The sequence below is a fragment of the Geopseudomonas aromaticivorans genome (genome assembly GCF_019097855.1).
In the GTDB taxonomy this organism is placed as follows: Bacteria; Pseudomonadota; Gammaproteobacteria; order Pseudomonadales; family Pseudomonadaceae; genus Geopseudomonas; species Geopseudomonas aromaticivorans.
In genome coordinates this window covers 283,158-309,707 of sequence record NZ_JAHRGL010000019.1, presented here as the reverse complement: position 1 = coordinate 309,707, position 26,550 = coordinate 283,158, and the positions used below count along the sequence as shown (strand labels likewise).

Annotated in this window: 13 protein-coding genes; 6 read left to right on the top strand and 7 right to left on the bottom strand. The window is 69.2% G+C overall.

What is annotated here, in order from left to right; all coding sequences use genetic code 11:
* The first annotated feature begins 8 nt into the window (after positions 1 to 8).
* The 6 genes from fabB to KRX52_RS09500 all read left to right on the top strand — a co-directional run bounded on the left by fabB (position 9) and on the right by KRX52_RS09500 (position 9,109).
* Complete coding sequence (fabB, locus tag KRX52_RS09525; protein WP_217681504.1) at positions 9 to 1,229, top strand: beta-ketoacyl-ACP synthase I; 1,221 nt, start codon at positions 9 to 11, stop codon at positions 1,227 to 1,229.
* A 199-nt stretch (positions 1,230 to 1,428) separates the two neighbouring features.
* Positions 1,429 to 1,620: a YgaP family membrane protein gene (locus tag KRX52_RS09520; RefSeq protein ID WP_217681503.1), complete on the top strand. Its 192-nt coding sequence runs from the start codon at positions 1,429 to 1,431 to the stop codon at positions 1,618 to 1,620.
* 1 nt (position 1,621) lies between these two features.
* Positions 1,622 to 2,056, top strand: coding sequence for an OsmC family protein (locus KRX52_RS09515; RefSeq protein ID WP_217681502.1), 435 nt, complete (start codon positions 1,622 to 1,624; stop codon positions 2,054 to 2,056).
* A 247-nt stretch (positions 2,057 to 2,303) separates the two neighbouring features.
* Positions 2,304 to 4,124, top strand: coding sequence for an ATP-dependent zinc metalloprotease FtsH (gene ftsH / locus KRX52_RS09510; RefSeq protein WP_217681501.1), 1,821 nt, complete (start codon positions 2,304 to 2,306; stop codon positions 4,122 to 4,124).
* Positions 4,125 to 4,222: 98 nt separating this feature from the next.
* Complete coding sequence (locus tag KRX52_RS21055) at positions 4,223 to 6,904, top strand: ATP-binding protein (RefSeq protein WP_217681500.1); 2,682 nt, start codon at positions 4,223 to 4,225, stop codon at positions 6,902 to 6,904.
* An 87-nt stretch (positions 6,905 to 6,991) separates the two neighbouring features.
* On the top strand, positions 6,992 to 9,109 hold the full coding sequence (locus KRX52_RS09500; RefSeq protein ID WP_217681499.1) for a putative bifunctional diguanylate cyclase/phosphodiesterase: 2,118 nt from the start codon (positions 6,992 to 6,994) through the stop codon (positions 9,107 to 9,109).
* Positions 9,110 to 9,173: 64 nt separating this feature from the next.
* On the opposite strand, the gene KRX52_RS09495 is transcribed toward KRX52_RS09500, so the two are convergent.
* From KRX52_RS09495 to KRX52_RS09465, 7 genes are all read right to left on the bottom strand, one after another.
* Positions 9,174 to 12,860, bottom strand: coding sequence for a translocation/assembly module TamB domain-containing protein (locus KRX52_RS09495; protein ID WP_217681498.1), 3,687 nt, complete (start codon positions 12,858 to 12,860; stop codon positions 9,174 to 9,176).
* On the bottom strand, positions 12,857 to 14,587 hold the full coding sequence (locus KRX52_RS09490) for an autotransporter assembly complex protein TamA (RefSeq protein ID WP_217681497.1): 1,731 nt from the start codon (positions 14,585 to 14,587) through the stop codon (positions 12,857 to 12,859). Before KRX52_RS09490 ends, KRX52_RS09495 begins: the two co-directional genes overlap by 4 nt.
* Before the next feature lie 76 nt (positions 14,588 to 14,663).
* Positions 14,664 to 17,126 (bottom strand): patatin-like protein, encoded by a 2,463-nt coding sequence (locus tag KRX52_RS09485; protein WP_217681496.1) that lies wholly within the window; start codon positions 17,124 to 17,126, stop codon positions 14,664 to 14,666.
* Between the two features lie 150 nt (positions 17,127 to 17,276).
* Positions 17,277 to 18,749, bottom strand: coding sequence for an efflux transporter outer membrane subunit (locus KRX52_RS09480; RefSeq protein WP_217681495.1), 1,473 nt, complete (start codon positions 18,747 to 18,749; stop codon positions 17,277 to 17,279).
* Entirely contained in the window at positions 18,746 to 21,853 is a 3,108-nt protein-coding gene (locus KRX52_RS09475) for an efflux RND transporter permease subunit (RefSeq protein ID WP_217681494.1), read from the bottom strand. The genes KRX52_RS09480 and KRX52_RS09475 overlap by 4 nt, the downstream gene beginning before the upstream one ends.
* A gap of 124 nt (positions 21,854 to 21,977) precedes the next feature.
* Complete coding sequence (locus tag KRX52_RS09470; protein ID WP_217681493.1) at positions 21,978 to 25,082, bottom strand: MdtB/MuxB family multidrug efflux RND transporter permease subunit; 3,105 nt, start codon at positions 25,080 to 25,082, stop codon at positions 21,978 to 21,980.
* The gene (locus KRX52_RS09465) at positions 25,079 to 26,356 is read right to left on the bottom strand and encodes an MdtA/MuxA family multidrug efflux RND transporter periplasmic adaptor subunit (protein WP_217681492.1); all 1,278 of its coding nucleotides are present in this window, start codon (positions 26,354 to 26,356) and stop codon (positions 25,079 to 25,081) included. The genes KRX52_RS09470 and KRX52_RS09465 overlap by 4 nt, the downstream gene beginning before the upstream one ends.
* Positions 26,357 to 26,550: the final 194 nt, after the last annotated feature.

Below are 26,550 nucleotides of genomic sequence, written 5' to 3'. Positions count from 1 at the left end.
TTACCCGCATGCGTCGCGTCGTGATCACCGGGATGGGCATCGTGTCCTGCCTGGGCAATGACAAAGAGACTGTTTCCGCCAACCTGCGCGCCAGCCGCCCGGGCATCCGCTTCAACCAGTCCTATGCCGACATGGGGCTGCGCAGCCAGGTCTCCGGCTCCGTCGACCTCGACCTCGAAGCGCTGATCGACCGCAAGGTCTACCGCTTCATGGGTGACGCCGCCGCCTTCGCCTACCTGTCCATGGAACAGGCGATCAAGGATGCCGGCCTGACCGAGGAAGAGATCTCCAACCCGCGCGTCGGCCTGATCGCCGGCTCCGGTGGTGCGTCCACTCTCAACCAGATGGAAGCCCTGGACATCCTGCGCGAAAAGGGTGTCAAGCGCGTCGGCCCGTACCGCGTGCCGCGCACCATGGGCAGCACCGTGTCCGCCTGCCTGGCCACCCCGTTCAAGATCAAGGGCGTGAACTACACCATCTCCTCCGCTTGCGCCACCAGTGCCCACTGCATCGGCAACGCCATGGAGCAGATCCAGATGGGCAAGCAGGACATGGTCTTCGCCGGCGGCGGTGAAGAGGAGCACTGGAGCCAGAGCTTCCTGTTCGACGCCATGGGCGCCCTGTCCACCCAGTACAACGCCACTCCGGAAAAGGCCTCGCGCGCCTACGACGCCAAGCGTGACGGCTTCGTCATCGCCGGCGGCGGCGGCATGGTGGTGGTCGAGGAACTGGAGCACGCGCTCAAGCGCGGCGCCAAGATTTATGCCGAGATCGTCGGCTACGGCGCCACTTCCGACGGCTACGACATGGTCGCGCCGAGCGGCGAAGGCGCAATCCGCTGCATGCAGCAGGCAATGGCCACCGTCGACACCCCGATCGACTACCTGAACACCCACGGCACCTCGACCCCGGTCGGCGACGTCGCGGAAGCCCGTGCCGTGCGCACCGTGTTCGGCGACAAGGCCCCGGCCATCAGCTCGACCAAGAGCCTGTCCGGCCACTCGCTGGGCGCCGCCGGCGTGCAGGAAGCGATCTACAGCCTGCTGATGATGGAAGGCAACTTCATCGCCGGCTCGGCCAACATCGACGAGCTGGACCCGGAAGTGGCCGATCTGCCGATCGTCACCCAGACTCGCGAGAACGTCACCCTGAACACGGTGATGAGCAACAGCTTCGGCTTCGGCGGCACCAACGCCACGCTGGTCCTCAAGCGCTGGACCGGCAAGTAAGTCGCTCTCGCTGCACTGCAACGGCACCTTCGGGTGCCGTTGTCGTTTCTGCCTCCCACGCGGCTGCGCATAGTCACCCTGCGACAGTCCCCCGCTGGCGCTCACATACTCCATGGGGTATATAGAGGACAGCGGTCGCCGATATGTGGCTACGCTGAGCGCATGGGCAGCCGCCCCACCCCGCAAAGGAGAGATGCAGATGCAATGCAACGTTGGCAAGACGGACAAGATCCTGCGCATCGTCGCCGGCCTGGTCCTGTTGGCACTCGGCGCCACCGGCGTGATCGGCTGGTGGGGGCTGATCGGCCTGGTCCCGCTGGCTACCGGCCTGCTGAGCTGGTGCCCGGCCTACACCCTGCTCGGCATCAAGACCTGCGGCAAGGACCAGTGACATGACGCTGAAGACCATCCGCGTCAGCGGCAGCCTCGATCACGCCTTCGCCATCAGCGTGGAGGCCGGCAACCATGTCATCCGCATGGATCAGCCGAAGCACGCCGCCGGCCAAGACCTCGGACCGACGCCGCTGGAGCTCATCCTCGCCGCCCTGGCCGGCTGCTTCGGCACCATCGGCCGCTTCCTCGCCCACCAGCGCAAGTTCGAGCTGCGCGGCATGCAGTTCGAGATCGAGGGCGACTACGACCCGGACGGCCTGCTCGGCCGCCGCGACGACGTGCGCCCGGGCTTCCAGGCGCTGCGGGTGAAGGTGGACATCGACGCCGACCTGAGTCGCGAGGAGAAGCAGGCGGTACTGGCGGAAATCGAGCGGCGCTGCCCGCTGGCCGACAACCTGGTCAACGGCACCCGCCTGGAAAGCACGCTGGCCTGATCCCGGCAGCGCAAACGCCAAGGCCCGGAGCAAAGCTTCGGGCCTTGGCGTTTCTGGCGGAAGATCAGCGCACACCGAAGCGCAGCTCGACCCACGGGGTTCGCCCTGCAACGCCATGAAGAGCCGGGGTGCAAGGTCCGCGCCCTCACGCCTCACCCGGCCGGCCCCCCTCTTGCCCCGTGCAGGACCGGATTGGCCGGCAGCGACTATCCTGCACTGAGCGAACAAGGGCGCAGCGGGGTGCGGCATGGACAAGAAGTTTCAATGGAACGCGTGGTATTTCCTGCTGGCGTTCAGCCTGCTGCTGATGTTCCAGGGCTGGTGGAGCGAACGTCAGGCCGTCGAACCGATCGCCTACAGCGAATTCCTCAAGCTGCTCAAGGACGGCAAGCTGAGCGAACTCAGCATCAATAACCAGCAGATCAGCGGCAAGCTGCTGGAGCCGATCAACAACCGCAGCAGCTTCGTCACCAACCGCGTCGATCCCGCGCTGGCCGAGGAGCTGGCCGCCTCCGGGGCCAAGTTCACCGCGGTGCGCGAGAACACCCTGGTCGCCAACCTGCTGTCCTGGCTGCTGCCGCTGGTGCTGATCTTCGCCTTCTGGAGCTTCCTGTTCCGCCGCCTGACCGACAAGCAGGGCGGCCTCGGCGGGCTGGTCAGCGTCGGCAAGTCCAAGGCCAAGGTCTACGTGGAGCGCGACACCGGGGTGACCTTCGACGACGTCGCGGGGATCGACGAGGCCAAGGCCGAACTGGAGGAGATCGTCTCCTTTCTCAAGGACCAGCCCAAGTACAGCCGCCTCGGCGCACGGATTCCCAAGGGCATCCTGCTGGTCGGCCCGCCGGGCACCGGCAAGACCCTGGTGGCCAAGGCGGTGGCCGGCGAGGCCGGCGTGCCGTTCTTCTCCATCTCCGGCTCGGAGTTCGTCGAGATGTTCGTCGGCGTCGGCGCGGCGCGGGTGCGCGACCTGTTCGAGCAGGCGCGCAAGGCGGCACCCTGCATCATCTTCATCGATGAACTGGATGCCCTGGGCAAGATGCGCGGCGTCGGCGCCTTCGGCGGCAACGACGAGAAGGAGCAGACCCTCAACCAGCTGCTGGCCGAGCTGGACGGCTTCGACCCGCGCGAAGGCGTGGTGCTGCTGGCCGCCACCAACCGCCCGGAAATCCTCGACCCGGCGCTGCTGCGCGCCGGCCGCTTCGACCGCCAGATCGTCGTCGACCGCCCGGACCGCAAGGGTCGCGTGGCCATCCTCAAGGTGCACATCAAGCGCATCCAGGCGGCCGCCGAGGTCGACCTGGTCCAGGTCGCCGGCATCACCCCCGGCTTCACCGGCGCCGACCTGGCCAACCTGATCAACGAGGCCGCCATCACCGCCACCCGACGCGGTGCCGAGCAGGTCAGCATGGACGACTTCACCCGCGCGGTAGAGCGCATCGTCGCCGGCGCCGAGCGCCGCGGCCGCCTGCTGCTGCCCCACGAACGCGAGGTGGTGGCCTATCACGAGATGGGCCACGCACTGGCCGCCAGCAGCCTGCCGGGCATGGACCCGGTGCACAAGGTATCGATCATCCCACGCTCGATCGGCGCCCTCGGCTACACCCTGCAACGGCCGACCGACGACCGCTTCCTGATCACCCTCGGCGAGCTGAAGAACCGCATGGTGGTGCTGCTCGCCGGCCGCGCGGCCGAGCAGCTGCTGTTCGGCGAGATCTCCACCGGCGCGGCCGACGACCTGGCCAAGGTCACCGACATCGCCCGGCAGATCGTCACCCGTTTCGGCATGAGCGCCGACCTCGGCCAAGCGGTGCTGGAGCGGCAGAGCAACAGCTTCCTCGGCGACAACCTGATTGCCATGCGCGAGAAGGACTACTCCGAGCAGACCGCCCGCGAGATCGACCTAGCCGTGCGCCAGCTGATCGACAAGGCCTACCGCCGCGCCGGCGAAGTCCTCCAGCAGCGCCGCGCCGAACTGGACGAGGGCGCCCGCCTGCTGCTGGAGCGGGAAACCATCACCCCCGAAGACTTCCCGCCGCTGCGCCCGGAACGGACGGCCGGGGCTCAGTGAGGGACACAGCCATCGACCCACGGCATGCGACGGTTGTCACCATGCAAGGACGTGCACATGATCGGATGTCACCCGCAGCGCAAGGCAGGGCACCTCCCGTGTCGACAGACCACCGCCCGCTGATCTACCAGGCCTTCCTGTACACCCTGGCCTTGGCCCTGCTGGCCGTGGGCGGCGTAAGCCTGCTCGATGTCCTGCTGGACCACGGGTCCAGCCCTCACTACCTGCTACTGTCGCCAGGCAGCCCGCCGCTCGCCCTCAGCCTGGGCATCACCCTGCTGGGCGCAGCCCTGCTCAGCCTGTTGGCGCTGCGCAAGGGTCCGCACAACCTGCGCCTCGATCGGCGCACCCTGCTGGCTGGCGTCTGTGGCGTGTTGCTGTCGACCGCCAGCTGGTCGCTGCTCAGCCAGCAGAGCAGCGATGCACTCGCCGCGCAGAGCCAACTGCTGCTCGCGCGCCTGCAAAGCGCCAGCCGGGAGATGCTGAGTGCCCGGCTGGCGCTGATCCAGCGCATGGCCGAACGCTGGCAGGCCATCGGCAGCATGCCCTCCGACGCCCTGTGGCAGCAGGAAGCCGGCAGCTACCTGCGCGATTTTCCCAACCTGGGACTGATCGCCGTACTGGACGAGCGCCTGCTGCCCCAGCGCAACCAGGTCCGCGCCCCCAAGGCCCAGCGCTGGCTGGAGAGTTTCCTGGCCGACCCGGAGCAGCGTGACTGGCTGCAGCAGGTGCGCACCGGTCGCCAGGCGCACATGAGCGCCTCGCTGAATCTGCTCGGCAATGGCCCGATGGCACTGATCGCCGTCCCCTTGCACCTGCCCGGCCAGTCAGGCCAACTGCTGGTGGCCAGCCTGGATGTCGGCGACACCATGGGCAACCTGCTCGGCGGCAACAGCGGCGAATTCATCATCCGCGTGCACGAAGGTAGCCAACTGATCTACGACTCGGCCGGTGCCGCCCCGGGACACGTCCTGATCCCGGTTGGCAGCGGCCTGACCCGCCTGGCGCAAACCCCGGAGTGGACGATCGGCACCTACCTCAAGCCGGGCCGCGGCCAGGCCGGCAGTCGCTTGCTGGCCCTCCTGGTGCTGTTCTGCGGCCTCGCCCTGAGCTTTTTCCTGATGTTCACCCAACGCCTGGCCTGGGGTGCCCAGCAACAGGCGCTGCACCTGCGCGAGCGGCAACGCTTCGACGAGGCCCAGAGCCGCGTGCTGGACATGATCTCCACTCTGCAACCGCTGCCGCAGATCCTCGAGGCAATCTGCCGGCTGATCGAACAGAGTGATCCGCGCCTGCGCTGCTCGATCCTGCTGGTGGACAGCAGCGGCCAGCGCCTGACGTTGGGAGCCGCACCCAGCCTGGACGAACACTACAACCAGGCCGTCGACGGCCTGCCGATCCGCGAAGGGACGGGCTCCTGCGGCACCGCCGCCTTCCGCCGCCAACCGGTGCTGGTCAACGACATTGCCCACGACCCGCTGTGGCAGGGCTTCCACGAACTGGCCGCCAGCAGCAACCTGCATGCCTGCTGGTCGACCCCGCTGTTCGCCGCCAGCGGCGGACTGCTCGGCACCTTCGCCATCTACCAGCAGCAACCGATGGTGGTGGATAGCGTCCTGGAGGATCTGGTCACCACCGCCAGCCATCTGGCTGCCATCGCCATCGAGCAGAAGACCACCCGCCAGCGCCTGCTGGAGAGCGAGCAACGCTTCCGCTCGCTGTTCGCCTGCAACCCAGACCCGGTGTTCGCCTTCGACCTGCGCGGCCGCTTCGAGCGGGTCAATCCGGTCGCCAGCCAGCTGCTCGGCTACCGCGAGGACGAGCTGCGCGGCGCCCACTTCACCCAGTATCTGGAGCCGACCGAGGCGCAGCGCATCCAGCCGCTGCTGCTCAAGGTGGCGCGTGGCGAAACCCACTCCTTCGAGCTGCAGTGCCGCAACCGGGCCGGCGAGCTGCTGGAACTGGACGTCACCCAGCTGCCGATCGTGATCGACCACGCAATCGTCGGAGTGTTCTGCATCGCCAAGGACATCCGCCAGCGCAAGACCGCCGAGCGGACCCTGCAGAGCGCCCTGGCCGAACTGGAGCGCAGCAACCGCGAACTGCAGGCGTTCGCCTTCGTCGCCTCCCACGACCTGCAGGAGCCGCTGCGCAAGATCCAGTCCTTCGCCGCGCGCCTGCAGACCCGTCCCGCCGGGCTGGACGAGCAGGGCCGCGACTATCTCCAGCGCATGATTTCGGCGGCCGAGCGCATGCAGGCACTGATCCACGACCTGCTGGCCTACTCGCGCGTCGCCACCCGCGCCCAGTCGTTCGTGCGCCTCGAGCTGGAGCGGTTGCTCGACGAGGTCATGCAGGATCTCGAGCATGTGATCGAGGGCAGCGGCGCGCGGATCGAGCGCGCGCCGCTGCCTGCCATCGCAGGCGATCCGTCGCAAATGCGCCAGCTGCTGCAGAACCTGCTGAGCAACGCGATCAAGTTCCACAAGCCGGGCGAGTTGCCACAGGTTCGCATCTATGCTGAATATCAACCCACGGGCGAGTGGAGCCTGTGCGTGAGCGACCAGGGCGTGGGCTTCGATGAACAATACCTCGAGCGCATTTTCCACCCGTTCCAGCGCCTGCACAGCCGCCAGGCATACCCAGGCACCGGCATCGGTCTGGCGATTGTCAGCAGGATCGCCGAACGCCACGGAGGCCGATTGTCGGCCAGCAGCCGGCCGGGACAAGGCGCCACCTTTCGCGTCACCTTCCCGACGCCACCAATGCCGACAGGGTAAACTTCTCCAGCAGCAGGCCGCCCAGCGATCGCGGCCTGCGCGAAGGACCCCTGAACCCCGTCGAACCGCCGCCGGAGCCGACGCCCCATGACGCTGCCCGCCCCCCCCTTGCGCCTTTTGCTGATCGAGGATGACGAGGACGATTTCCTGATCATCCGCGATCTGCTGCGCGAGGCAGGCAACCTGCATTACGTGCTGGACTGGGTGGACAGCTTCGAGCGCGGCCGGTGCGCCATCGACAGTGGCGTGCACGACCTGTATCTGATCGATAACCGCCTCGGCAGCGACTCCGGCCTGGAGCTGGTGCGCCATGCCAGCGCCCGCAGCATGCACCAGCCGCTGATCCTGCTCACCGGCCAGGACGACAGCGAACTCGACGCCCGCGCCCTCGAACTGGGCGCCTCCGACTATCTGGTCAAGGGCCAGTTCGACGGGCGCCTGCTCGGGCGCAGCATCCGCTATGCGCTGGAGCGCGCCAGCGCGCGCGAACGCCTGGGCCGCAGCGATAGCCGTGCCGCCCTGCTGCAGCGCTGCCTGGAAGCCAGCTACAACGGCGTGGTGATCGTCGACGCGCAGGCCCCCGACCAGCCGATCATCTATGCCAACCCGGCCTTCGAGCGCATCACCGGCTACCGCGAGGAGGAGATCCTGGGGCGCAACTGCCGCTTCCTCCAGGGCAACCAGCCCTACCAGCCGGCTCTCGAGGAGATCCGCCGCAGCCTGGCCGAGCAGCGCGAGGTACACGTGGTGCTGCGCAACTTCCGCAAGGATGGCAGCGCCTTCTGGAACGACCTGTACATCGCCCCGGTGCCGGACGAGCGCGGCGTGGTCACCCACTACGTCGGCGTGCAGAACGACATTTCCGAGCGCAAGCGCTTCGAGTCGGAGCTGGCCTACAACGCCAGCCACGACGTGCTGACCGGCCTGCCCAACCGCTCGCTGCTGGAGGACCGCCTGCTGCAGGGCTGCCAGATCGCCCGGCGCTACTCGCGGGAGCTGGCGGTGATGCTGATCGACCTCGACGGCTTCAAGCCGATCAACGACACCTTCGGCCACGCGGTCGGCGACAAGGTGCTGGTGGAGGTGGCGCAACGCATGGGCGCGCAGATCCGCCCCGGCGACACCCTCGCCCGCCTCGGCGGCGACGAGTTCGTCGTCCTGCTGCCGGACCTGGCCCACGGCGAGGACGTGCTACTGGTGGCCGAGCGCCTGATCCGCAGCATCTCGCGTCCCTACCACCTCAACGAACTGGAACTGCACGTCACCGCCAGCATCGGCATCACCCTCAGCGACGGCGAGATCGAGCAGCCGATGAAGCTGATCCAGCAGGCCGACCTGGCGATGTACCAGGCCAAGCAGCACGGCCGCAACAACTACCAGTGGTACACCGAGCACCTCAACCAGGAAGTCAGCGAGCGCATGACCCTGCGCAACGAGCTGCAGAAAGCCATCGCCGGCATGAGCTTCGAGCTGCACTACCAGCCGCAGATCGATACGCGCAGCGGCCTGGTGATCGGCAGCGAGGCCCTGCTGCGCTGGCCGCATGCCGAGCGCGGCATGATCTCGCCGCTGCGCTTCATCCCGGTCGCCGAGGACACCGGGCAGATCATCCCCATCAGCCAGTGGGTGCTGGACACCGCCTGCCGGCACAACCGCCAGTTGCTCGACCGCGGCCTGGCCCGCGGCGCCATCTCGGTGAACATCTCGGCGGTGCACTTCTTGCGCAGCAACTTCATCGAGACCGTGCGCCGCGCGCTGGACAGCAGCGGCCTGCCGGCGAACCTGCTGGAGCTGGAAATCACCGAAAGCGTGCTGCTGAAGAACGCCGAGCGGGCGATCTACCTGCTGCACGAACTGAAGAAAATCGGCGTCGGCCTGGCATTGGACGACTTCGGCACCGGCTACTCCAGCCTCAGCTACCTGAAGGATCTGCCGATCGACAAGGTCAAGATCGACCGCTCCTTCGTCCAGGAGCTGATCAGCGACCCGCGCGATGCCGCCATCACCCAGGGCATCATCTCCATGGCCCACCACCTCGACCTCAAGGTGGTCGCCGAAGGCGTGGAGACCCCGGAGCAGGCCGCCTTCCTCGAACGCAACCAGTGCGACGCCTTCCAGGGCTTCCTCTACGCCCGGCCGATGCCGTTCGCCGAGCTGGAGGGCTATCTGCAGCGCCAGGCAGCCTTGGCGATGGCCGGGCACTGAGAGTGCCCGACCGGCACGGATCGCCCCACGCCAGGGGGCAAGCCTGCGGATCCGCTGCCAGCCCTCAATAGTCGCGCTTGTAGAAGATATCCAGCGAACTGGCCAGGCCGCTGGCCGCTTCCAGATAGAGCTTCTTGCCCAGTTCGTAGCGCAGGGCAAAGATGTTGCCCTGCTCGAACACGCCGACGCCGTAGCGCAGGCTGAGCCTCTCCGAGAGGTAGCCACTGGCGAACACACTGCTGCTGGTACCGGAACCCTCACTTTCCAGCTGGAAATCCCTGATCCCGAGGCGCTCGACGATAGCCCCGGCTACCGGCGCGCCGCCGGCCAGGCCCAGGGCCAGCGCGGCCTGGCCGACCACGTTGCTGTCACCGCTGCTGCCCGGCGCGCGCCCCAGCACCAGGTAGGACAGCGCCTGCTCCTGGCTCATCGCGGGCTCGGAGAATACCTCGCTGACCGGGGCGTCGGCGCGCCCGGTCAGGCGCAGGCCGGCCGTCACCTCGTCCACGGTGCGGATCGCCTCGATATCCAGCAGCGGCTGGTCGATCGGCCCGGCGAAGATCAGCTGGGCGCGACGCAGGGTCAGGCGCTGGCCGTAGGCACGGTAGCGGCCGTTTTCCAGCTTCAGGGTGCCGCGGCTGTCGAGGTTGTCCTTGATGCGCAGCTTGCCCTTGAGGTCGGCGCTCAGGCCGAAGCCGGAGAAGCGCAGGCGGTCCTCGCCGAGCAGCAGACGCAGGTCCATCTTCAGCCCCGGCATGCGCGCCGCGGCCGGCTGCTCGCCGACGATCTGCGCATCCTCCGAGACGGTGACCGCCTGGGCCGGCAACTCGCGCACCTTGATCTGCCCGCGCGGAATGGCGAGCTGCCCACCGAGGCTGAACTGGCGGTCGCGCAGGCCAAGCTGCAGGTCCGGCTCGACCTCGACCTCGACGTTGGCATACGGCTCGACCACCGCCGGCAGGCGGCTGCCGCGAATCTGCAGGTCCATCTGCGGCGCCGCCGCCCAGTCCAGGCTGCCGGTCAGCGTGCCCTGCCCCTGCGCGCCGCTGCGCCAGCGGCCATCGACCTGTGCCTGCTGGCCGGCGATGGTCATGGCCAGTTGCAACGCCTCGAAGGTCAGCGGCAGCTCGCCGCCGCTGACATGGCCATCGCGCAACTGCACGCGGCCGTTGACCACCGGCGCCAGCAGGCTGCCGGACAACTGGCCGCTGCCGTCGATGCGCCCCTCGAGACGCTCGACCTGGCTGACGAAGGGGCGCGCCAGGGCGAGATCCAGGCCGTCGAGGCGGAAACTGCCGGACAGCGGCCGGCTGGCCGGGCGCGGGTCGATGACCGTGTCCAGCTCCAGGGTGCCCAGGCTAGGCCCGGCCAGACGCAGCTGGCTGTCGACTCGCTGGGGCCGCAGCTGGCTGATCAGACTGAGCTGCCGGTAGGGGACGTCCAGCCACTGCTCCTGGCCGTCGGCCCGCTGGCGCAGCCGCAGCAGGCCGCTGCCGGCATCCAGGCGCAGTTCGCCGCTCGGCCCACTGGCCGGCAGGTCGAGACGCAGATCGCCGCCGAGCTGGCCTACCATGGCGAAATCCTCCGGCAGTGCGCCGGCCAGCCGCGCCAGGTCGAAACCGCGCAGGCGCGCCCGCAGCTGCGGATCGGGCAGCAGACGCTGGGCATCGGCGCACAGGCTGGCCTGCGCCGACTGCCAGCAGTGCGCGCCAAGGGTCAGGCGGCCGGCCGCTGTGCGTTCGAGGCTAGCCGCCTGCTGCAGCTGCCAGTCCAGCCCGGCGACGCCGACCGCGCCGCGATTCAGGCTGCCACGCCAGTCGCGCTGGCTGTCCAGGCCGCCGGCCAGCAGCAGCGCCAGACGCAGCGGTTCGCCCTCAAGGCTCAGCTCAACGCTGTGCCGTTGCGGCGTGCCGCTGCCCTTGACCGCGAGCTGGCCGAAATCGCGCTCGCCGCTGTGCAGGCCGCGGGCGTCCAGCTGCACGCTCGCCAGCTGGCGGGCATCGAGGCTGGCCGCCAGCGCCAGCTCGCGCAGGCGCTGCTCCTGGTAGCGCAGGCCGGCGCCCTGCAGGCTCAGGCCGCCCTGCGGCGCGGCAGGCGTGCCGGCAAGCTTGACTTGCCCCTCTACCTGACCGTGCAGACCGGGCCACAGCTGGTCCAGCCGTGGCAGGGCCAACGCCAGCTGGCCGGCGATCCGGTCGCTCCACTCGCCCTGGCCGTCGACGCGGTTGTCGCCCAGGCGCAGGGCCAGCTGCGGCACCTGCCAGCGCGCGCCATCGCCCTGCAGCTGCCCCTTGAGGGACAGTGGCTGCCGACGCAGCTGGCCGTCGAGCGCCCAGTCGGCCTGCATCTGCAGCTGGCCGGCGCGCAGCTCGCCGTTGCTGGCCAGCGCCCCGCCGATGCGTCCGGGCAACTCCTTGAGCCAGTAGGCCGGATCGAGCTCGGCCAGCTGCAGGCGGGTCTGCCAGCTGAAGGCCTCGGCAAAACCCAGCGCCAGCTCGCCCTCCGCCCGGCCCTTGCCGGCCTCCAGGCGCAGCCCGGGGAGCTGCAGCTGGCCACTGTCGCCCTGCAGCGGGCTGACCAGACGCAGCGGTCCGGCCGGACTCAGCAGGCGAAGGTCGAAATCGCCCCGGTAGCGGCTGTCGGCATAGTTCAGCGCGGCCCGCAGCTGCTGCAGCTCCAGCTCCACGCCGGGCTGCGGATACAACTGCTGCCAGGCGAAGGCGCCGCCCTTGAGGTTCAGGTCGGCGGCGAAGGCCTCGCGCCAGTCGAGGCTGCCGGCGAGCTGCAGGGTTTCCCCGCCAGCGTCCTGCAACTGCAGCTGCGCCACGTGCGCCCCGCCGGCCGCCACGCTGCCGCGCAGCGCCAGCGCCACGGGCTGCTCGGCGCCGGCCAGGGTCGCCTGCCCCTGCACCGCGTAGCCCTCGCTCAGGGTGCCGCTGGCGTTCAGGACGAGCGAGGTGAGGCGCAGGCTCGGCGGCAGACTGGACCAGGCGCGGAAATCGCTGGCCGTCAGCTGCAACTCCAGCGGCAACCCTTCGCCCAGCGGCTGCAGCCAGCCCCGCAGCTCGCCGTTCAGGTAGCCCTCGCTATGGGCGACCAGCTCCAGACGCTGCAGCAGGCGGCCGTCCAGCGCCAGGTCGAGCTGCCAGGGCCTGGCGTCCACCGCCGGCAACTGCAGGCGGGCGCGGGCACGCAGCGGCCAGTCGCCGTGGGGTTGCAGGCTCAGCTCGCTGATGGTCAGGCGCAGGGCCGGGCGCTGCAGGTCCACGGCGGTCAGTTGCAGCCCCTGACGACCCAGACGGGCGGCCAACACCAGGTCGCGCAGCTGCTCGACACCATTGATCACCAGGCTGTCCAGCTGCAGGCGACCGATATCGAGCCCCAGAGGCAGGCGGATGTCCGGCAGGCGCAGCGGTTCGCTGGCCGCCTGCTCGGGCGATGGCGGCAGGTCGAGCTGCAGACGGGCGGCCACGAGCTCGTCCAGGCACATCAGCCCCTCGGGCAGGCAGGCCAGACGGTTGGTCACCCTGAGCGACTCCAGCGCCATGCGCGTCTCGCCCGACTGCCAGCGCAGCGCACTCGCGCTCCAGTTGCCGAGCAGCCGACCGCGGAAGTCTTCGACCGCCAGGCCCGGCACCCGGCCGAGCAGCCAGCGGCTGCCGGTTTCGGTCGCTGGCAGGCCGAGTACGGCCGCCAGAACCAGCAGCAGGAGCAGGCCGGCCACGCCGAGGCCGCGCCAGCACCGCCTCACAGTTCCGGTCCCATGGAGAAGTGGATGCGAAAGGCCGAGCCCTCGTCGTCGTCCAGCGCATGGGCCAGATCGAGACGCAACGGGCCGACCGACGACACCCAGCGCACGCCGATGCCGACACCGGTCTTCAACGGATCGGTGAAGTCGTCGAAGGCGTTGCCGTGGTCGACGAAGGTGGCCAGACGCCAGCGCTCGCGCAGCGGGTACTGGTACTCCAGGCTGCCCACCATCAGGTAGCGGCCGCCGACCCGATCGCCCTCGCTGTCGCGCGGCGACAGGGTCTGATAGTCGTAACCGCGCACGCTCTGGTCGCCACCGGCAAAAAAGCGCAGCGACGGCGGGATGGACTCGAAGGCGTTGGTGGCGATGCCGCCGAACTGCATCCGGCCAAGCAGGCGGTGCCCACCGGCGAAGGTGGTCAGGCCCTTGGCCTGCAGGTTGAGGTGCAGCAGGTCGGCATCGGAGAACAGGCTACGGTGGCCTCCCGTCAGGTCCGCCTGCAGGCGCCAGCCGCGACCGGGATCGACCTTGCTGTCACTGACCGTGCGGCTGAAACCGAGGCCCGGCAGCAACAGGCTACTGCGCCCCTCGTCCTCACCGACGTCGTAGCGCTCCTGCTCCAGGCGCAACGACACGATGCGCTGCCAGGCATTCTCCGGCAGGTGCTGCCACTGGCCGCCGACGGTCAGGCGCTCGCTCTGGGTGTCCAGCAGATCCTCCTTCTGGTAGCCGGTGGTGAAGCGCAGGCTTTCGGTGAGCGGCGGGTCGAGCGGAATCTCGTACCAGCTGCTGAGGTTCTGCCGCGGACTGGAGAGCTCGATGTCGGCCCCCAGACGATGGCCCTCGGCGCCGCGCCAGTGGCGGGTCCAGGTGCCGCGCAGGCGCGGGCCGACGTCGGTGGAGAAGCCCAGGCCGGCGGCCAGGGTGCGTGGCTTGCGCGCCTGCAGCTGGACCTGTGCCGGGACCACCCGATCCACGGCGTGTTCCGGCGTGGCCTCCACCCGCACATCCTCGAAGTAGCGGGTCGACACCAGCGCCTGGTTCAGCGCCCCGACCCGGTCGGCGTCGTAGCCCTCGCCGGCCTTGAACGGCACCAGGCGTTGCAGCAGGTCGTCGTCGAACGGCGTCTCGCCGACGAAAGTGACCGCGCCCAGCCGATAGCGCGGACCGCTGCGGTAGATCAGGCGGATATCGGCCACCCCCGTCGCGGGGTCGATGTGCAGGCTCTGCTCGGCGAACGCGCCGTCGAAGAAACCGTAGCGCAGCGCCTGGTTGCGGATCAGCCGCTTGGCGTCCTCGTAGGCGCCATGGTCGAGCACCGCCCCCGGCGCCAGCTTGGCGCTGCGCGGCACGCGGAAGCTGTCGAGCTGCGCGGCCTCGCCCTCCACGCGGATCGCCACCGTGCGCAGCCGCACCGGCTCACCCTGCTCGATACGCAGGCGCAGGATGCTCTTGCCGCCCTCTTCCACCACCTCGCTGCGGATCTGCGGCCGGTAGTAGCCGAGCGCCTGCAGCGCCTTGCCCGCCTCGCGCTCGGCAGCAGGGGCGAAGCGTTGCAGGGCGCTGCTATCGCGACCGTTGAGCGGGCCGATATGCGCCTCGACGTTCGCGCGCAGGGCCTTGTGCGGCGGGCTGAGCAGCACGTCCAGCTCGGCCGCGCCTGCGGGCAGGCCGACCAGCAGGGCCAACAGCGCGGCGGCAGTGGCGATGAGGAAATGGCTTTTCATGCGCCCGATCCTAGCATGCTCGCCAGCGATTTCCGGACCGCGCCCCGAGCGCACAGACCGCGCACTCCTGCCACGTCTACAGGCGCCCGACGGCCTCGCCGAGCCGCGCGATCAGCTCCGGCACCAGCGCCAGCCGCTGCCCCTCCTCCTCCAGCACCCGCTCGAAGGCGCGCTTCTTCAGCGCCTCGACCGCCAGGCCCTCGCGCAGGTTGGCCGGCACCGTGCTGAGCAGAATATCGAACAGGCGGTCCACCGCGTGCAGGCGGCCCCACAGGTAGTCGTTCTCGCGCACCGCACGGCCGAGGAAGCCGCCGAAACCGGCGAACGAGCTGCCGAGCAGCACCGGCTTGCCCTCGTCGAGGACGATGCTACGGGCGTCCTCGGGGCTGATGCGGTCCACCAGGATTTCCTCGATGGGCCCCGCCTCCAGCGACAACGCGGTGGCGGTCGGGCGCAGGATGATGTCCCAGAAGAAGTAGCCCAGATAGCCGGTGAGGATGGCCAGGCGTCCCTCTTCCGGCAGGTTCTGTACCAGCGGCGAGGCCAGCACCGCGTCCACGTTGTCCACCGTGCGCGCCAGGTCGCACTCCTGGGCCAGGCGCTCGACCAGCCGGGAAATCTCCGCCGCCGCGTCGGGGTCGTCGCTCAGCTGCTCGGCGCTGAGGCCCCCCCCCTCCTCCTCGTCCATGAACAGCTCCCGGCAGGCGCCCAGCGCATGGCGGCTGAGGAAGTCCAGGTCGTCGTCGTAGACCGACAGCTCGTTGACGCACTTGTGCAGCTTGATCTTCAGCAGGTCGAGATCTTCGGAGTCGACACCGCACGCGTCAGGCAGCTCGGGATACAGCTCGTTGATTTCGTGCAGGACGAAATTCAGCCGGCGCTTTTTGTAGACCAGGCCGAAGTCGAGGATCATCCGCGCGAACTGCGGCAGGTCCACGTTTTGGTAGAGCTGTTCCGGCATGACGTAGCTCTCGGCGATGATCCCCTGGCGGCGGGCCCAGGCCTCGATCACCTCCTGCACCCGGCGCGCCTGCGGCGAATCGGCGGTGTACTGACAGGCGGTGGCGACGATCCGCACCACGAAATCCAGGGCCTCGAAGATCAGCGCGCGCATCCAGGCGTCGTAGACGATGGCGGTGCCGGACAGCAGGGTGATCGACAGCAACCGCCAGTGGCGCAGATCGTCCGCCGTGAAGCCGCCCTTGAGCTTGCCGGCGGTTTCCTTCTCGATGAAGCGGACGATCTGCGGCCGGGCATGCAGGATGGACGCCTTCAAGCGCCGTGCCTGCACGTTGTAGCGGCTGATCACCGCCAGTTCGTTGTACACCGGGTCCTGGCGCGGCAGGTCGCTGAGGGCGCCGCGCAGGGTCGCGAAGAACCCTGGCACCCCGACTGCGGGCAACCGCCGGGTGCCCTTCGGATGGGGGTCGATGTACACCAGACGGCGATCCACCTCGCGCAGGGCGCCGTGGGTGTGGATCGCCTCGACGCAGGCCATGATCGGCTTGTTGTCGAGCACGCTGCCGTCGACCAGCACCGCCTCTTCGGCGGCCTCGTTGCGCTCGTAGTAGTCGCGGAAGTTGCGCACCACGAAGCGCGAACGCGCCGGCCAGGGCATGTGGCGCTCGGCAAGCAGATCGTCGAGCTCGCGCAACTGGGCGGGCGGGAAGGCGCCCGGATAGGACGCCGAGGCCCGTCCGGCGAAGGCCAGCGAAGGAAAGCTGTCGGCATCGAAATCACTGATGAGATGGCCGGTCTTGCGGTGTTCGAGACCGAAACGCAGCAGGCGGCGGTGCTCGCGCTCGTAGGCCACCGGCGGATCGTGGATGAAGATCGGTCGCTCCAGGCCGCGAAAGTCGGTCACCGTCACCACCAGGTCGAAGCGCTCGCCCTTGGGCAGCAGCGACTCCGCTCCGGGCATCACGGCGCGGCTCATCGCAGTCAGGCCGTCGAGGATGAGCGCGCTCAGGCGCCGACCATCGAGCGGCGGCTTGAACCAGCGCGAGCGCAGGAACACCGAGATGCGCTGAGCCATCTCGGCATCGGCCTGCCCCGGCAGCAGGCCCTCGCGGCCGAGACGCGAAAGCAACGGGCGCAGCAGCGGCCAAAAATACCACTTGCTCCACATCCGCGCCTTGGCCTCGGGCGCCAGCAGGCTGAGCATGTCGGCCTGCTCCAGCCACATGCGGGTGATCGGCATCAGCGAGCGGTCATGGGCCAGGGCGGCGGACAGGGTGATGCCGTTGATCCCGCCCGCCGAGGAGCCGGCGATGACATCGACGACCACGCGCAGGGCGATGTCCTTGCCGAGCGCCGCGAGGAATTCGTGGTAGAGGTCGCCGGTGGAGCGTTCCGGCTCGTCGGGATAGTGATCATGGAAACTGCCGCCAACGGCGGCATCCTCGCCGGAACGGCCGCCGTGGTAGATCTTCGAGGCGCGCACCAGGTTGAGGATCTCCCGGTTGATGCCGTGCTGGTAGACTGCCAGCGACACCCCGCCGAAGAACACCAGGGCAAGGCGAAGTTCTTTTTCTTTCATGGTCAGCCCGTGCAGCCGATGGCTATGCGGGCCGCCAAGCGGCCCGGTGCGCCGCCCTGCGCCTTTTCCGTCACAGAAAAGCTAGCCCAGAAAACAGGCGACTGCCGAGCCCCGGCATTCCCCGCAGGCGGGAATCCAGTGGTGGCAACGTCAGTCTCGGCCCGCGTCCTGCTCCGCCCCGACACCCGCCCAGCCGCCGCCCAGCGCGGCGATCAGCTGCACGCTGGCGGTCAGCCGACTGCCGAGCAGGGTCAACTGGCTGCGCTCGTTGGCCAGCGCGGCGGTTTGCACGCTGACCACGCTGTTGTAGTCGATGGTGCCGGCCTTGTACTGGTTCTCCACCAGGCGCAGCGACTCGCGGGCGGCTTCCAGCGCCTCCTGCTGCACGCCGCTCTCCTCCTCCAGCACGCGCAGTTGCACCAGGTAGTCCTCCACCTCGCGGAAGCTGTCCAGCACGGTCTGCCGGTAGCCGGCCACGGTCTGGTCGTAGCGGGCCTCGGCCTGCTCGACCTGCGAGCTGATCAGCCCGGCGTCGAACAGGGTCATGGCGAACTGCGGACCGATCGACCAGAAGCGGTTGGGCGTGCTGATCCACTGGTCGAGCATGCTGCTGCGATAGCCGCCGGCCGCGCTCAGGCTGAGGCTGGGGAACCAGGCGGCCTTGGCCACGCCGATCTCGGCGTTGGCGCTCATCACCGCGCGCTCCGCGCTGGCCACGTCCGGGCGGCGCTCGAGCAGCAGGGAGGGCACGCTGACCGGCACCGGCGGCAGCACCGGCAGGCCGTCCGCCGCCGCCAGCGCGAACTCGGCCGGCGGCACGCCGATCAGCACGGCGATGGCGTGCTCGAGCTGGGCGCGCTGGTACCTGAGGTCGATGGCCTGGGCCTCGGTGCTTTTGAGCTGGGTGCGCGCCTGGGTGACGTCGGCCTTGGTGACAATGCCGGCCTGGTACTGGTTGTCGGTAAGCTTGAGCGAGCGCGCGTAGGCCTGCACGGTGGCATCGAGCAGGCGCTGCTGCTCGTCGAGCACACGCAGCTGCAGGTAGTTCTGCGCCAGCTCGGACTGCAGGCTCAGGCGCACCGCGGCCAGGTCGGCGGCGCTGGCCTGCAAGCTGGCGTTGTCCGCCTCCAGCTGGCGGCGCAGTTTGCCCCACAGGTCGAGTTCCCAGGCGACGCCGAAGGTCAGCTCGTAGCTCTTGGAAATCCCGCCGCCGCTGGCGCCGCTGGTCACCGTCGAACCGTCAGCCAGGCGCACGGTGCTTTGCCCGGCCCCTTGCCCGGAGCGGGTCTTGCCGGCATTGGCGGTCACGCTCGGGAAGAACGACGCACGGGTGCCGCGCACCAGCGCCTGCGCCTCGCGGTACTGGGCCAGCGACTGGGCAAGGCTCTGGTTGGACTGCTCGAGACGCTGCTGCAGGTCGTTCAGCGTGGCGTCGCCGTACAGCTCCCACCAGGCGCCACGCGCCAGGGCATCGGCCGGCGCCGCAGCCTTCCAGCCCTGCGCCTGCTTGAACGCCGCCGGCGTGTTGAGCTCGGGGCGCTGGTAGTCGGGGCCGACGGCGCAGCCAGCCAGGGCGAGCGCCAGCAGCAACGTAGGGGCAAATTTGGGGACGGGGACTGTCATAACGGAGCTTCCAGGGCGGCATCGCTGCGCCGACCGCGCCAGCGGTTGACGCGGTGGCGCAGGCGGTCGAGGAACAGGTAGACCACCGGGGTGGTGTAGAGGGTGAGCAGCTGGCTGAGGATCAGCCCGCCGACGATGGTCAGGCCCAGCGGCTGGCGCATTTCCGCGCCTTCCGCGCTGCCCAGCAGCAGCGGCAGCGCACCGAGGATCGCCGCCAGGGTGGTCATGATGATCGGCCGGAAGCGCAGCAGGCAGGCGCGGCGGATCGACGCCTGCGGGCTGAGCTGCTCCTGGCGCTCCAGTTGCAGGGCCAGGTCGATCATCAGGATGGCGTTCTTCTTCACCACGCCGATCAGCAGGAACAGGCCGAGCAGCGAGATCAGGCTGAACTGCCCGCCGGTGAGCTGGATCGCCAGCAGCGCGCCTACGCCGGCCGAGGGCAAGGTGGAGAGGATGGTCAGCGGGTGGATGTAGCTCTCGTAGAGGATACCGAGGACGATGTACACCACCAGCAGCGCGCCGAGGATCATCAGCGGCTGGGCCTTCTGCGCCGCCATCAGCGCGCCGCCGGTGCCGCCGAGCTGGCCCTGCACCGCGGTCGGCAGGCCGACCCGCGCCACCGCGTCGCGGATCGCCTGGTTGGCCTGCTCCGCGCTGTAGCCGGGGGCGATGGAGTAGCCGATGTTCTCGGCGGCGAACTGGCCCTGGTGCTGCACCCGGTCCTCCTCCAGGCTGCGCTCCCAGCGCGCGAAGGCCGACAGCGGCACGCGCTGGCCGTCGTTGCCGATCAGGTGGATCTGGTCCAGCGCCTCGGGGTACTGGGCGTACTGCGGATCGATCTCCATCACCACCTTGTACTGGTTGAGGCTGTCGTAGATGGTGGAGATCTGCCGCTGGCTGAAGGCGTTGTTGAGCACGGCGGTGACCATGTCCATGTCCAGCCCCAGGCGCTTGGCGGTGGCGCGGTCGACCACCAGGCGGATCTGCTGGGCGCCGCGGCCCTCGTTGCTGTCGAGGTCGGTGAGCTGCGGCAGCGCGGCCAGGGCCTCACGCACCTTGGGCAGCCAGATGCGCAGGTCGTCGAGGTCGCTGGCCAGCAGCACGTATTCGTTCTCCGAGCTGCGTCCCTGGCGGCCGCCGAACTGCAGGTCCTGGTCGGCCATCAGGAACATCTGCCCACCGGGCAACTTGGGCAGGTTCTTGCGGATGCGGTCGATCACCTGCTGGGCGGACAGCTCGCGCTCGGCGATCGGCTTGAGGCGGACGATGACGAAGGCGTTGTTGATGCCGCCGGCGCCGCCGATGAAGCCGGCCACGCTGTCCACCGCCGGATCGGCCAGCAGGGCGCGGCGGTAGCTCTCCATCTTCGGCTGCATGACCTGGAACGACAGGCCGTCGTCGCCACGGATCATGCCGATCAGCTGGCCGGTGTCCTGCTGGGGCAGGAAGGTCTTGGGCACCGCCACGTACAGGTAGACGTTGAGGGCGATGGTCGCCAGCAGGCCGACCAGCATCAGCTTGCCGTGGGCCAGTGCCCAGTCCAGGCTGCTGCCGTAGCCGGCCAGCACCCGCTCCTGCACGCGCAGGGCGCCGCGCTGCAGGCGGCTGGGCGCGCGCTCGGCGCTCCTGGCCTTCAGCCAGCGGGCGCAGAGCATCGGCGTCAGGGTCAGCGACACCAGCAGCGAGATGACGATGGCCACCGCCAGGGTGATGGCGAACTCGCGGAACAGCCGCTCGACGATGCCGCCCATGAACAGGATGGAGAGGAACACCACCACCAGCGAGGCGTTCATCGACAGCAGGGTGAAGCCCACCTCGCGCGAGCCCTTGAGCGCCGCCGCCAGCGGCTTCTCGCCGTTCTCGATATGCCGGGCGATGTTCTCCAGCACCACGATGGCGTCGTCCACCACCAGCCCGGTGGCGATGATCAGGGCCATCAAGGAGAGGTTGTTCAGCGAGAAGCCGAGCAGGTACATGGCGGCGAAGCTGCCGACCAGCGACACCGGCACCGCCAGCGCCGGGATCAGCGCGGCGCGCCAGTGGCCGAGGAAGGCCAGCACCACCAGGATCACCAGCGCCACGGCGATCAGCAGGGTGCGCTCGGCCTCGTGCAGGGTGGCGCGGATCACCGGCGAGCGATCCATCGCCACCTGCAGATCGACGCTGCCCGGGATCGCCGCGCGCAGCGCCGGCAGGCGGGCGCGGATGTCGGCGATGGTCTCGATGATGTTGGCGCCGGCCTGGCGGTTGACGATCAGCAGTACCGCTTCGTTGTCGTTGTAGAAGCCGCTGTTGTAGCGATCCTCGACGCCGTCGCGCACCTTGGCCACGTCGCCCAGGCGTACCGGGGCGTCGTTCTGGTAGCGGATCACCAGCGGCCGATAGTCCTCGGCACGCTCCAGCTGGTCGCTGGCCTGCACCTGCCAGTGGCGCTGCTCATCGGCGACCGCACCCTTGGGCCGTTTGACGTTGGCCGCGGCGATTGCCTGGCGCACCTCGTCGAGGGAGATGCCGTACTGGTCGAGCAGGCGCGGCTCCAGCTCCACGCGCACCGCCGGCAGCGAGCTGCCGCCGACCTGCACCTCGCCGACCCCGGCGACCTGCGACAGCTTCTGCGCCACGATGGTCGAGGCGACGTCGTACAGCTGGCCCTTGTCGAGCACCTTCGAGGTCAGCGACAGCACCATGATCGGCGCCTGCGACGGGTTGACCTTGCGGTAGGTGGGCATGCTGCGCATGCCGCTGGGCAGCAGGGTGCGCGCCTCGTTGATCGCTGCCTGCACCTCGCGGGCGGCGGCGTCGATGTCGCGATCGATGTCGAACAGGATGATGATCCGCGTGCTGCCCTGGCTGCTGCGGCTGGTCATCTCGCTGATCCCGGCGATGCCGCCCAGCGCGCGCTCCAGCGGCGTGGCCACGGTGGCCGCCATCACCTGCGGGCTGGCGCCGGGCAGGCTGGCCTGCACGGTGATCGCCGGGAAGTCCATCTTCGGCAGCGGCGCCACCGGCATCAGACCGAAGCCGAGGGCGCCGACCAGCAGGATCGCCAGGCTCAGCAGCAGGGTGGCGACCGGGCGCCGGATGAAGGGCGCGGAGAGGTTCATGCCAGCCCCCCGCAGGATGCGCCATGCGCACCGTGATTGCCGCAGCCGCCGCCATGGTGCGCATGGCGCACCCTACGACAGTGCACGCCCGCAGGGTGCGCCATGCGCACCAGAGCCCACCCCGTCATACCGTCACCCCCGCCGCACTCCGACCCATGAAGCGCCGGCTGAGGCGGTCGAAGGCCAGGTAGATCACCGGCGTGGTGAACAGGGTCAGCAGCTGGCTGAGCAGCAGACCGCCGACCAGCACCAGACCCAGCGGCTGGCGCAGCTCGGCGCCGGAGCCCGAGGCCAGCATCAGCGGCACGGCGCCGAACAGCGCCGCCAGGGTGGTCATCAGGATCGGCCTAAAGCGCAGCAGCGCCGCGCGGTGGATCGCCGCCTGCGGGTCCATGCCCTGCTGGCGTTCGGCCTCCAAAGCGAAGTCGATCATCATGATCGCGTTCTTCTTGACGATGCCGATCAGCAGGATGATGCCGATGATGGCGATCAGGCCGAGGTCGTTGCCCGACAGCAGCAGCGCCAGCAGGGCGCCGACCGCGGCGGACGGCAGGGTGGAGAGGATGGTGATCGGGTGGATGTAGCTCTCGTAGAGCACGCCGAGCACGATGTACATGGTGACGATGGCGGCCAGGATCAGCAGCAGGGTGCTCGACAGCGAGGCGCGGAACGCCTCAGCGGCACCCTGGAACTGGCTGACGATGGCCTCCGGCAGGCCGATCTCCTGCTGCACCTGCTCGATGGCCGCCACCGCCGCGCCCAGCGAGACGCCCGGCGCCAGGTTGAACGACAGGGTCGCCGCCGGGAACTGGCCGATGTGGTTGACCAGCAGCGCCGCCGGGCGCTCCTCGATGCGCGCCAGCGAGGACAGCGGCACCTGGCCGCTCTCGCCGGCGGCGGTGGAACTGGCCACGTACAGCTGGCGCAGCGCCTGCGGGCCGAGACGGTCGGCGGCCTCGGTCTCCAGCACCACGCGGTACTGGCTGGCCTGGGTGTAGATGGTCGAGATCTGCCGCTGGCCGAAGGCGTCGTACAGCGCGTCATCGATGGCCGCCACCGTCACGCCCAGGCGGGCGGCGGCGTCGCGGTCGATCTGCAGGTAGACCTGCAGGCCGCGGCTCTGCAGATCGCTGGTGACGTCGGTGAGCTGCGCCTGGCGGCCGAGCGCCTCGACCAGCCTGGGCGTCCACTCCTCCAGCAGGGCGGCATCCGGCGACTCCAGGCTGAACTGGAACTGGGTGCGGCTGACCCGGTCCTCGATGGTCAGGTCCTGTACCGGCTGCAGGAACAGCTCGATGCCCGGCACCCGCGCCAGTTGCGGACGCAGGCGCTCGATCACCTGGCTGGCGGTGGCGTCGCGCTCGGCGTGCGGCTTGAGGTTGATCAGCAGGCGGCCGCTGTTGAGGGTGGCGTTGTCGCCGTCCACGCCGATATAGGAGGACAGGCTCGCCACCGCCGGGTCCTTGAGGATCACCTCGGCCAGGCGCTGCTGGCGCTCGCCCATGGCACGGAAGGACACGCTCTGCGGCGCCTCGGAAATGCCCTGGATCACTCCGGTGTCCTGCACCGGGAAGAAGCCCTTGGGCACCGCCAGGTACAGCAGCACGGTGAGGCCGAGGGTCGCTACCGCGACCAGCAGGGTCAGCGGCTGGTGGCGCAGCACCCACTGCAGGCCGACGTCGTAGCGGGCGATCAGGGCGTCGATCCAGGCGCCGCTGGCGCGGTAGAAGCGGCTCTGTCGCTCCTCGGGTTGGTGCTTGAGGAACAGCGCACACATCATCGGCGTCAGGGTCAGCGACACCAGCAGCGAGATGAGGATGGCCACCGCCAGGGTGATGGCGAACTCGCGGAACAGCCGGCCCACCACGTCGGCCATGAACAGCAGCGGGATCAGCACGGCGATCAGCGAGAAGGTCAGCGAGATCAGGGTGAAGCCGATCTGCCGGGCGCCCTTGAGCGCCGCCTGCAGCGGCGTCTCGCCCTCCTCCAGGTGGCGGGCGATGTTCTCCAGCATGACGATGGCGTCGTCGACCACAAAGCCGGCGGCCACGGTCAGCGCCATCAGGGTCAGGTTGTTGATCGAGAAGCCGGCGACGTACATGACGCCGAAGGTGCCGATCAGCGACAGCGGCACGGCGATGGAGGGAATCACCGTGGCCGACAGCTTGCGCAGGAACAGGAAGGTCACCAGCACCACCAGCGCCACCGCCAGCACCAGCTCGAACTGCACGTCGTGCACCGCGGCGCGGATGGTCTGGGTGCGGTCGGTGAGCTGGATCACCTGCAGGCTGGCCGGCAGGCTGGCGCTGATCTGCGGCAGCAGCGCCTGGATGCGCTCGACCACCTCGATGACGTTGGCGCCGGGCTGACGCTGGATGTTCACCAGCACCGCCGCATTCTGGTTGGCCCAGGCGGCCAGGCGCTCGTTCTCGGTGCCGTCCTGGATGCTCGCCACGTCCTTCAGGCGCAGCGCAGCGCCGTTCTGGTAGCTGAGCACCAGGTCGCGATACTCGTCGGCGGATTTCAGCTGGTCGTTGGCGTCGAGCTGCGACACCCGCGTCGGGCCGTCGAAGTTGCCCTTGGGCTGGTTGACGTTGGACGCGGTGATCAGCGTGCGCACGTCGGACAGGTTCAGCCCGTAGGCGGCCAGCGCCTCGGGGTTGGCCTGGATGCGCACCGCCGGGCGCTGGCCGCCGGCCAGGCTGACCAGGCCGACGCCGCTGATCTGCGCCAGCTTCTGCGCCATGCGGGTGTCGACCAGATCGTTGATCTGCGGCAGCGGCATGCTCGGCGAGGTGATCGCCAGGGTCATCACCGGGGTGTCGGCCGGATTCACCTTGTTGTACACCGGCGGTGCCGGCAGGTCGTTGGGCAGCAGGTTGGTCGCCGCGTTGATCGCCGCCTGCACCTCCTGCTCGGCAACGTCGAGGTCCACCTCGAGGGTGAAGCGCAGGGTGATCACCGAAGCGCCGCCGGAGCTGCTCGACGACATCTGCTTGAGCCCCGGCATCTGGCCGAACTGGCGCTCCAGCGGCGCGGTCACCGCGCTGGTCATCACCTCCGGGCTGGCGCCGGGATACAGGGTCATCACGCGGATGGTCGGGTAGTCCACTTCGGGCAGCGCCGACACCGGCAGCAGGCGGTAGGCGATCACCCCGCAGAGGAAGATCGCCAGCATGATCAGGGTGGTGGCGACCGGGCGGAGGATGAACGGGCGCGAGAGGTTCATGCGCCGCTCTTCGCCGCTTGCGGCTTGGCCGTGGGCTGGTCAGCCGCCTTGTTCGGCGCCGCGGCCGGTGGTTGCGCAGGGGCGCCCTGGCCGTCGATCACCTCGACCTGGCCGCCGTCGCGCAGACGGTCGGTGCCTTCCAGCACCAGGCGCTCGCCGAGAGCCAGGCCCGACTCGATCAGGGTGGTCTCGCCGTTGCTCGGCCCAGCCTGCACCGCTCGCAGTTGCACCTTGTTGTCGGCGCCGACCACGTAGACGAAGGTGCCTTTCGCGCCGAACTGCAGGGCCGCCGAGGGAATCAGCGTGGCCTGCTGGCGGGTGCCGACACGCAGGCGCACGTTGACGAACTGGTTGGGGAACAACTGCTCGTCGCCGTTGGCGAAGCGCGCCTTGAGGCGCACGGTGCCGGTGGTGGTGTCGATCTGGTTGTCCAGGCTGGCCAGCTCGCCCTCGGCCAGCCGCTGGCGCTCGCCGCGATCCCAGGCCTCGACCACCAGCGGCGCGCCGGCGCGGAACGGCTGCAGCACCGCCGGCAGCTCGGCCTCGGGCAGGGTGAAGCTGACGCTGATCGGTGTGGTCTGGGTGATGGTCACCAGCGGGGTGGCATCGCCGCTGGTGACCAGGTTGCCGACGTCCACCTGGCGCAGGCCGAGGCGGCCGGCGATGGGCGCGCGCACCGCGGTGAAATCGAGGTTCAGGCGCGCGCTGGCCGCCGCCGCTTCCAGGCTGTTCAGGCCGCCGCGCAGCTGCTCGACCTGGGCGCGCTGGGTGTCCAGCGTCTGCTTGGCGATGGAGTCCTCGGCGTACAGGCCCTGGTAGCGCTGCAGGTCCAGCTCGGCATTCTGCAGCTCGGCGCGCCGCTCCTGAAGATTGCCCTCGGCCTGCTGCAGCGCCACCCGATAGGGCCGCGGGTCGATCTGCACCAGTAGCTGCCCGGCCTTGACCTGCTGGCCCTCCTCGAACAGCACCTTGACCAGCTGGCCGTCCACCCGCGGCAGCACGTTTACCGTGTTGTAGGCGGTCACCGTGCCAAGGGCCTTGAGTTCGACGGCGAAGTCGCCGCGCACCACCTCGGCCACCCGCACCGGCACCGGTCCGCCACCCATGCCGCGAAAGCCGCCCGGACCTCCGGGGCCGCGCGCCGCGCCGGCTGCCGGCTGCTGGCCACCCGCCGGCCACTGCCACCAGGCCAGCCCGGCGATCAGCACAACGACAATCGCGCCGGCCAGCCAGCGGTTACGGGAAGAACGGTTGGGAGCAATGATTTCGGACATGGTGCAGGTCACTTTCCTTGGGAGCCTGAACGATAAGGCTTCTCAGTTGGAGAGCAAAGCCTCTTTACCTGCACTTTACCTGAGCCCTGCCTGACACGTTCGCTGATCGCCCAGTGAATCATGCCAGCCACCTGTCAGCGGCAGACTCGCGCGGCCGTTCGTGACACCCTAACGAGTGCAACGAATCTTGGAGA

Coding starts and splice junctions, on each gene's coding strand:
- fabB (WP_217681504.1), top strand. CDS start 9: ATGCGTCGCGTCGTGATCACCGGGATGGGCATCGTGTCCTGCCTGGGC.
- KRX52_RS09520 (WP_217681503.1), top strand. CDS start 1,429: ATGCAATGCAACGTTGGCAAGACGGACAAGATCCTGCGCATCGTCGCC.
- KRX52_RS09515 (WP_217681502.1), top strand. CDS start 1,622: ATGACGCTGAAGACCATCCGCGTCAGCGGCAGCCTCGATCACGCCTTC.
- ftsH (WP_217681501.1), top strand. CDS start 2,304: ATGGACAAGAAGTTTCAATGGAACGCGTGGTATTTCCTGCTGGCGTTC.
- KRX52_RS09500 (WP_217681499.1), top strand. CDS start 6,992: ATGACGCTGCCCGCCCCCCCCTTGCGCCTTTTGCTGATCGAGGATGAC.
- KRX52_RS09490 (WP_217681497.1), bottom strand. CDS start 14,587: ATGAAAAGCCATTTCCTCATCGCCACTGCCGCCGCGCTGTTGGCCCTG.
- KRX52_RS09485 (WP_217681496.1), bottom strand. CDS start 17,126: ATGAAAGAAAAAGAACTTCGCCTTGCCCTGGTGTTCTTCGGCGGGGTG.
- KRX52_RS09480 (WP_217681495.1), bottom strand. CDS start 18,749: ATGACAGTCCCCGTCCCCAAATTTGCCCCTACGTTGCTGCTGGCGCTC.
- KRX52_RS09475 (WP_217681494.1), bottom strand. CDS start 21,853: ATGAACCTCTCCGCGCCCTTCATCCGGCGCCCGGTCGCCACCCTGCTG.
- KRX52_RS09470 (WP_217681493.1), bottom strand. CDS start 25,082: ATGAACCTCTCGCGCCCGTTCATCCTCCGCCCGGTCGCCACCACCCTG.
- KRX52_RS09465 (WP_217681492.1), bottom strand. CDS start 26,356: ATGTCCGAAATCATTGCTCCCAACCGTTCTTCCCGTAACCGCTGGCTG.